At 41.5% G+C, this 6,077-nt stretch carries 6 protein-coding genes and 1 riboswitch; of the genes, 2 read left to right on the top strand and 4 right to left on the bottom strand.

All coding sequences use genetic code 11. The features are described from left to right. Positions 1 to 132: 132 nt before the first annotated feature. From tkt to yneA, 4 genes are all read right to left on the bottom strand, one after another. On the bottom strand, positions 133 to 2,139 hold the full coding sequence (tkt, locus tag DFO73_RS28140) for a transketolase (RefSeq protein ID WP_110067954.1): 2,007 nt from the start codon (positions 2,137 to 2,139) through the stop codon (positions 133 to 135). 387 nt (positions 2,140 to 2,526) lie between these two features. Next, on the bottom strand, positions 2,527 to 2,760 hold the full coding sequence (locus DFO73_RS28135) for a DUF896 domain-containing protein (protein ID WP_110067953.1): 234 nt from the start codon (positions 2,758 to 2,760) through the stop codon (positions 2,527 to 2,529). A gap of 141 nt (positions 2,761 to 2,901) precedes the next feature. After that, a complete protein-coding gene (locus DFO73_RS28130) occupies positions 2,902 to 3,549 on the bottom strand; it encodes a YneB family resolvase-like protein (protein WP_110067952.1) in 648 nt (215 codons plus the stop codon). Between the two features lie 15 nt (positions 3,550 to 3,564). After that, positions 3,565 to 3,897, bottom strand: coding sequence for a cell division suppressor protein YneA (gene yneA, locus DFO73_RS28125; protein WP_110067951.1), 333 nt, complete (start codon positions 3,895 to 3,897; stop codon positions 3,565 to 3,567). A 157-nt stretch (positions 3,898 to 4,054) separates the two neighbouring features. Here yneA and lexA point away from each other — a divergent pair, with 157 nt between their 5' ends. Further along, complete coding sequence (gene lexA, locus DFO73_RS28120; RefSeq protein WP_110067950.1) at positions 4,055 to 4,678, top strand: transcriptional repressor LexA; 624 nt, start codon at positions 4,055 to 4,057, stop codon at positions 4,676 to 4,678. A 282-nt stretch (positions 4,679 to 4,960) separates the two neighbouring features. Beyond that, positions 4,961 to 5,245: a DUF4257 domain-containing protein gene (locus DFO73_RS28115; RefSeq protein WP_110067949.1), complete on the top strand. Its 285-nt coding sequence runs from the start codon at positions 4,961 to 4,963 to the stop codon at positions 5,243 to 5,245. 146 nt (positions 5,246 to 5,391) lie between these two features. Continuing rightward, positions 5,392 to 5,478: riboswitch (cyclic di-GMP riboswitch) on the top strand. Positions 5,479 to 6,077 lie beyond the last annotated feature (599 nt).

Below are 6,077 nucleotides of genomic sequence, written 5' to 3'. Positions count from 1 at the left end.
TAGTACCTTGCGCTTCCTTAGTGGTTAGTCGATGTGTACCCCCACAGTGGACTTTCACCACCTAGATAGTTGCCATGCCTGGCACACACAAAAAAGGAAGAGCTTCTCAGCTCTTCCTCTAAAGTCATTTTATTATCCTTGCAGCAATGCTTTTACACGTGCTACTACGTTTTCTACAGTGAAGCCGTATTCTTCCATGATTTTTTCACCTGGTGCAGATGCGCCAAATGTATCAATAGCAAGAACATCGCCTTCGTCTCCAGCGTAGCGGTGCCAGCCAAGAGAAGATCCCATTTCGATGGCAAGTCTCTTCTTCACAGCCTTTGGAATGACGCTTTCTTTATACTCTTTGGATTGAGATTCGAAGCGGTCCCAAGCAGGCATGCTGACAACAGATGCATGGATTCCTTCGCCTTCAAGCGCTTTTTGTGCTTCTACAGCAAGGCTAACTTCTGATCCAGCAGCAAGCAATAGTACATCTGCTTTATCATTTGAAGCCGGCGAAACAACATAAGCACCTTTTTTAACGCCTTCGTATGCTGCTGAATCTGTTCCTTTTAATGTAGGAAGGTTTTGGCGAGTCAATACTAAAGCCGTTGGCTTGTTTGTTGATTCAATTGCTGTTTTCCAAGCAGCTGCTGTTTCATTTCCGTCAGCAGGGCGGACAACAGAAATGTTTGGCATTGCGCGCAATGCAGCAAGCTGTTCAACAGGCTCATGTGTAGGGCCGTCTTCACCAACCGCAATACTGTCGTGTGTAAATACATACGTGACAGGAAGATTCATAAGTGCAGCCAAACGGATGGCCGGGCGAAGGTAATCAGAGAATACGAAGAAAGTTCCTCCGAATACTTTTAATCCGCCATGTAGCGCCATACCATTTAATGCCGCCCCCATAGCAAATTCACGGACACCGAACCAGATATTGCGGCCTTCAAATAATTCCGGAGTAAAGTCGCCTGTACCTTTGATCATTGTTTTGTTGGATCCTGCAAGGTCTGCTGATCCGCCAAAGAATGAAGGAAGGTTTTGTGCGATTGCATTTAACACTTCTCCAGAGGAAGCGCGGCTTGCAAGGCTTTTTCCTTCTTCATAAACAGGAATGCCTTTATCCCATCCTTCAGAAAGCTCTCCGTTGATTGCTTGCTCAAGCTGCTGGCCGAGTTCAGGATACTTTTCTTTGTACTGAACAAAAAGGTCTTCCCATTCCTGCTGCTTTTTAGCACCATTTTCAGCTACTTGCTGTTTGAAGTGATCATATACTTCTTCAGGTACATGGAAGTCCTCTTCAAAAGTCCACTTGTAAGCTTCTTTAGTTAATTTAAGTTCATCAGCACCAAGCGGGGCGCCATGAACATCAGACTTACCTGATTTGTTAGGTGAACCATAGCCAATTACTGTTTTTACTTCAATCATAGTTGGACGGTTTTCGTCTGTTTTCGCTTCCTCGATCGCTTTAGCGATTTCATGAAGGTCATTGCCGTCTTCAACTCGGATGTACTGCCATCCGTAAGATTTGAAACGCTGTTCTACACTTTCAGAGAAGGATTTATCCAAATCTCCATCAAGTGAAATGTCATTTGAATCATAAAGAACAACTAGTCTTCCAAGCTTTAAGTGGCCTGCAAGGGAAGCAGCTTCCGCAGAAACACCTTCCATAAGGTCTCCATCTCCGCAAATGCTATATGTATAGTGGTCAACCAAATTGAAGTTTTCTTTATTGTAAGTTGCAGCAAGGTGGCGTTCAGCCATAGCCATACCAACAGCCATTGCAATTCCCTGTCCTAATGGGCCAGTTGTTGCATCAACACCAGGAGTGTGCCCGAATTCCGGGTGGCCAGGAGTCTTGCTTCCCCATTGTCTGAACTGCTTAATATCTTCCATAGATACATCGTAGCCTGATAAATGTAAAAGGCTATACAATAACATCGATCCATGTCCGGCTGAAAGGACGAAACGGTCACGGTTGAACCATTCTGGGTTTTTAGGATTGTGGTTCATGAAGCGTGTCCAAAGTGTATAAGCCATTGGTGCAGCTCCCATTGGCATGCCTGGATGGCCGGAATTCGCCTTTTCAATGGCGTCGATTGATAAAGTACGAATGGAACTGATGGATAGTTCATCTGTTTGATTAAACATTCAATACATCCTTTCGAGAGTAATTCTTACTCATTTTATATTATCGGGTGTCTGTTTTTTTCACAACCAATAGGGTCAGGAAAAAGACATAAAGTGAAACTTCAATCAGTGGGGGAGTTTTTTATCCCCCACTGATTGTTACCAATCGGGCCTTTACGGGCAGTTTGACTCCCGCTTATCTTGCTTCGGGTCCCTGAGTCTTGAAGTGGGTGTCTTACTGCCCGTTAGACTGCGATAAAAAGCCGGTTTGTTACTATTTTGACACAAAAAGACCCGGCATATGTAAAGAAAAGCGGAGATAGCCGGAAAAATATGCCAAGGTGGTCATCTCCGCTTTCTATTAAAAGAAGGAATACAACTGAATGTGTATCCCTTGCAATTATGATATTAATGAAGGCGGTTCTTGTCCTGAAGATCTTTCAGTTTTTTAGGGGTTACGTCATTGCCTTTAGGGTCAACAATCGTCACACCTTTTAACGTGTTCAGCATAGAAGAGCGGAACGTCTCCAAATATTCCCGGCGGAGTGATGATTGCTCCTTTGCCTCTTCTTCAGTTAAACGGGATTCTTTCGCCTTATTTGCCAGTGCATTGATTCGAGCAAGTTTTTCTTTTGGCAGCATGCTTAAGCTCCTTTATATCAAAAGTTAACCTTTGGATAATCTAATAGAAAGTTTGGTTACGCTACAAGTTTTACCTTTTAAAAATACTGAAACTCAAATGCCATCATACTAAAAAAAAGCACTTTTGACAAGAAAAGTGCTCTACTCTGCTAATGAATCAACATACTCTTTATATCTTCTATGTACGGTTGCTTTTGAAATATTGTAGCCAAACCCTCTTAATGTTGCTGCAATTTCGGCAAAGGTGAGATCGTTTTTTCGAAGCCGGACAATTTCATCTATTGGGACTTCGATCCTTTCTCTGCCGGCATTGGCTCCTTGATTGCTCAGATTTTTCTCGGGACGGTACCCTTTAACTACCGCTCTTTGCATGCCCCGTTTGATTTTAATATTATGAAGCTTTCTTTGATACTCTTCTACCATTCCGACAATGCTTAATACCATGGAGTCCGATTCTGATAGCTGAAGCTGTCCATTGTTGGAGATGCTGTAGAGCTGGACCTCTTCTTTTAAGATACAATGAAGAATGGCAATCTTGGCATTGCCGCGTCCAAGCCGCGTCTCATCCTGGATCAGAACCAAATTAATATCTTTTTCTTTTATTAAATCGAGAAGCTCCAGTATTCCATCTCTTTCTAAATCGTATCCGCTCGCCTGCTCGCGGATGACTTTGACCACGTCAAATCCATTCTTTTTTGCCAGGTTCAACAACTCCTCTTCCTGCCTGGAAAGAGATGTTTCCTGCGTTTCTTTTGTTGTGCTTACCCTGCAGTATATAATTGCTTTCATAACTTCTCCTTATAGCTATTCATTCAGTTCTGAACTAGCAAGCTCGGTATATGGCTGCCCTTCAGCAGCTTTAACAGGGATAACAATTTCATCACCAGGAAAAATTCTTCCGCCTGCGATTCCATTGTTTTGTTCTACCCAGCTGATAAATTCATCGGCTGACAGTGAATGTTCAGCTGAGAAATTTTCAGCGATTTCCCAAAGGGAGTCACCCTCTGATATAGTGACTTTTACAAACTTCTCGCTATCCGGTGTTTCCATTAGCAAAACTAATATGAAAGATGCTGCCAAGCTTAAAACGAATAGAATAATAGCATAAGAATAAGAATCCCACAATTTTTTCATCATAATTAAACACCTCTATCAGAATGTACGTTCGTATTTGATGTTTTCATTATAGACCGAACATTTGTTTTGTGTCAACAAAAATTCGAACTTATGTTTGTATCAAATGGTAATTGATGCTATAATAAAGGCAAAGAAAATCATACGAGGTGCGTTTAAGATGGTGAAATTATCAAAAAGGCAGCAAGATATATTGGAATTTATAAAAGAAGAAGTCAAACTCAGAGGCTACCCGCCTTCTGTTAGAGAGATTGGTGAAGCAGTTGGGCTTGCTTCCAGCTCCACTGTCCACGGCCATCTCGCAAGGCTTGAAAGCAAAGGATTAATCCGCAGGGATCCTACCAAGCCGCGCGCCATTGAGATTTTGGATTTGGACGAGTCTTCGCACATCCCAAAGGTTAGTGCAGTCAACGTGCCGATCGTTGGTAAAGTTACTGCCGGCCAGCCGATTACCGCGATTGAAAATGTGGAGGAATACTTCCCCCTTCCAGAAAGGCTGGCTCCAGCTGACGAACATGTATTCATGCTTGAAATTATGGGAGAAAGTATGATTGAGGCAGGAATTCTGGATGGTGACTATGTCATCGTCAAGCAGCAAAGCACAGCTAATAACGGAGACATTGTTGTGGCCATGACCGAAGAAGACGAAGCGACAGTTAAACGATTCTTCAAAGAAAAAGATTATGTACGCCTCCAGCCCGAAAATTCTACAATGGAACCTATTATCCTTCGAAATGTATCCATCCTGGGCAAGGTGATCGGTGTATATCGCCATATCCATTAATAGACTTCAAAAAGCAAGCATTCTATGTTTGCTTTTTATTTTTGAGAACATTCCAATTGGAGACAGTTCTTATTACCTGGTACTATGAATAAAATCGTACAATAGTAACAGTAACTTCTCTTTTGGAAGGAAGTTACAGTAAAGTTTAACTATTTATTATTCAGAAAATTCGGTATTTTTATGCATACTAATTTATACCATCTTCCTATATAATGGTAATACACCGAGAATCAACCTAAGGTCGCTTGTCCAAAATCTCGACTTTAGGAGTGTGAAGAACAAATGTTTTTGAACATTACCTTCGCTTTGTTGATTGGTGGGCTAGTCGGTGTCGTTGGACATATCCGGAAAGAAGGCAAAATGGTAAAACCTCGGAGGACAAAGAAATTCATCTATCTGGGGGTCTTGGAAGAAGTAATCATGGGGGCTTTGGCGGCTGTTTTTTTGGTCGTTTCTTCAGATCCTGATTCTACCATAAGGGTTGTACTCCTTTCGGTTATTGCAGGATTTGGAGGAGATGCACTGCTGACATGTCTCGAATTCTTAAAAATCAGGCATAAAGAATAGAGATGAGCAGAAAGATTTTATATAGACAAAACCTCGTTCTGAATTGAACGGGGTTTTTTGTGTTTCACAAATCACTTTTGTAAACTGTTTTGCGTTTTTATTACAATTCCCGGCAAACTATGATTTTTCCTCCAATTTATGATATTATTTCATCTGGGCAAATTCCGCGAAAGCGGAAGACGCAAAGCCACGGGCCTAAAACGATTCAAAGTCACGGCAGCCGGGCTGCATATAGGACATTTCATACCTTAACCATCTGCCTAATCCAACTATGAGAAGGGTGAAAAATGATTTATCCAACAGTAATTAGCAAGGAGTCGAATTTGGTTCATATCGTAAAGGATCAAAACACCTGTGTATGCGGATTTACATACAATGCCTTTGCTACCTTCACTAAGAAAGATTTAAAAAAAATTAAATTTAAGCCGGAAAAGGTTATAACCTGTCCGAACTGCAAATCCATCATTAAATAAACTGATGGATTTTATTTTCCATTAAAATAGCCATGGCGCCAATACAATAAATTCATCAACAAGGCTGAAATTTTTGAAGTTGATATTCTCAGCAAGAGCTCCATATAGGCATAGATAGTAGATTCAGATCCAGATACAGACCAGGGATTTCGTGAGCAGGGATACCACATTATTAAGAAGTAAATAATTAAAGCCGATAGTAAAAGTCGATTCGCCCTTTTGAATGGCACCGTGAAGGTATTAAGAATGAGTTTTGAATTATTGTGAACTGCACCCTATAAAGTAGACAGTTTAATAAAAAGAGATGCTGCTATCTACGCAGCGATGAGATGACTTCGGTAAGCTGCCGGAGTCATCTT

The organism is Cytobacillus oceanisediminis (genome assembly GCF_003182355.1).
Lineage (GTDB): Bacteria > Bacillota > Bacilli > Bacillales > Cytobacillaceae > Cytobacillus > Cytobacillus oceanisediminis_A.
This window is presented reverse-complemented; position numbering and strand designations above follow the sequence as displayed.

Excerpts from the sequence above, each read along its gene's own strand:
- tkt (WP_110067954.1), bottom strand. The coding sequence starts at position 2,139 with ATGTTTAATCAAACAGATGAACTATCCATCAGTTCCATTCGTACTTTA.
- DFO73_RS28135 (WP_110067953.1), bottom strand. The coding sequence starts at position 2,760 with ATGCTGCCAAAAGAAAAACTTGCTCGAATCAATGCACTGGCAAATAAG.
- DFO73_RS28130 (WP_110067952.1), bottom strand. The coding sequence starts at position 3,549 with ATGAAAGCAATTATATACTGCAGGGTAAGCACAACAAAAGAAACGCAG.
- yneA (WP_110067951.1), bottom strand. The coding sequence starts at position 3,897 with ATGATGAAAAAATTGTGGGATTCTTATTCTTATGCTATTATTCTATTC.
- lexA (WP_110067950.1), top strand. The coding sequence starts at position 4,055 with ATGGTGAAATTATCAAAAAGGCAGCAAGATATATTGGAATTTATAAAA.
- DFO73_RS28115 (WP_110067949.1), top strand. The coding sequence starts at position 4,961 with ATGTTTTTGAACATTACCTTCGCTTTGTTGATTGGTGGGCTAGTCGGT.